Genomic DNA, 1,548 nt, shown 5'->3' with positions numbered 1-1,548 from the left:
GGCTACGCGATGACGACGAACTTGTCTCTCCAAGTACGCCCGCTCCTGCGCACTCAGCACTAACGGCGCGATCGGCCCCGGCCTCGCTCACCTGCATTCGCCACTCGCACTCTCCTCTGTAGAGATTCGAGCTATCAACTAATGTGACGAACTTGCGTTCCAGATGACTAGCAGGCGCGCATGAGCTGCACCCAGCCCGCGAGCTCCGCCGGTCACCAGAATGACCTTCTCGTTCATACGTCCCATGGCCTGATGTCCTTGCTCGCTCATTGATTGATGCGCCGTCAGTAGGGAGATCAGCTCGAGCCCATCTTTCTCCCGACCCATCCTATGCCATGTGCATGGCGGCTTCCCCAAAGCCTTCGTCTCGTCCAAACGGACGATCTTCCTGCCCGACCGTCCGCCGTCGTTGAGGAGATAGGGCGCTGCTTTCGACCGGCAATGCAGGCTCGCAGCGAAAAGGCGTTCGCCCTGCTGCGTTGGATTAAGCTTTGACGAGAGGAGAGCAAAGCACATAAGTTCTCCGGCGTGCAGCGGCTGGAGATTGAATGTTTCGAATCGGCGCGCCGATGATGGCGTGCGGAAATCCAGCTAGATCTGATTGTGAGGTAAAGCTCCCGCGATCGTTAGGTGCTGGATCAATGACGCACGCCCCTCAGGAGCGCAGCCACCCGGTCGATCTCGCCTCCTTGCGTTTCTGATCATAAATAGCACAGCACGGCATTGATGTGAATCAATCGAGCAAGTCATACGCACGCGCTCGCGGAAGAGAAAAAAATGCGCCCGATCAGGACGGGGTGCACGAGGGTTGCAGCGTTGGTCGCCGCCAGGGAAGCCGACATCTAGTGCGCGCTTGGTCTGCCCGCCCTTCATCGAACCAGAGTTGCGCGAGGTCAGCATCCGGATCGTAGGTTGATCATCATCCGGTATCCACGAAATGCCATCCTGCCGTATCCTTATGGTCGGCACGGTACTCGTCAGCCCAACTGGCGATCGAAGCAAGTGTTACGTTGGGGTGATCAAGAGCAGGAGCTTCCTGCGCAAGCAGGCCCTCGATTTTGCCGAGCGTGGCGGGATCGAGCCGTCGCCGTGCGATCTCGCGACAATTGCATGGCCTTCCTGCCCCAGGACCAGGCCTGCGAGACCGACACAACGAGCACGAGCCACGCGAGCCAGACAGCTCTCATAGCCTTTGCCCACAGCCTTCAGCTCGATCTACCACAAGTCGTGCGCCTTCATGATTGCAACTACATCCGGGCGAGAGGTCGAAATACCATGCGCAAGACCAAACATCGCGGCATCGGTCGCGTCGCCGCCGATTTCCTGCTCAATCTGATCGCCTATAATCTGATCCGCATCCCCAAACTGGCTGCAGCCTAGCCAGCCCAGACCTAGCCTCCCGGACGCGCCAGCCCAACGAGGCCTCCGCAACAGAAAAAAAAGCTTCATTCCTCACGTTTTTCAGCAGACTGCTAGGTCGTGTGGACAGTTACCGCAACCAAAGCAGAGTTGCGGCAATAGTGACGACGGCAAAGTAATTTTTGGCGG

General features: G+C 58.2%; 1 protein-coding gene. It reads right to left on the bottom strand.

Going from position 1 to position 1,548, the window contains the following annotated elements:
• Window positions 1-919: 919 nt before the first annotated feature.
• On the bottom strand, window positions 920-1,153 hold the full coding sequence (locus ACZXDY_RS45845) for a S1/P1 nuclease (RefSeq protein ID WP_165421509.1): 234 nt from the start codon (window positions 1,151-1,153) through the stop codon (window positions 920-922).
• Window positions 1,154-1,548: the final 395 nt, after the last annotated feature.

The organism is Bradyrhizobium sp. LeoB3 (assembly GCF_055456055.1).
The sequence above is the reverse complement of the archived record's forward strand: the minus strand, read 5'-3'. Positions and strand labels throughout refer to the sequence as shown.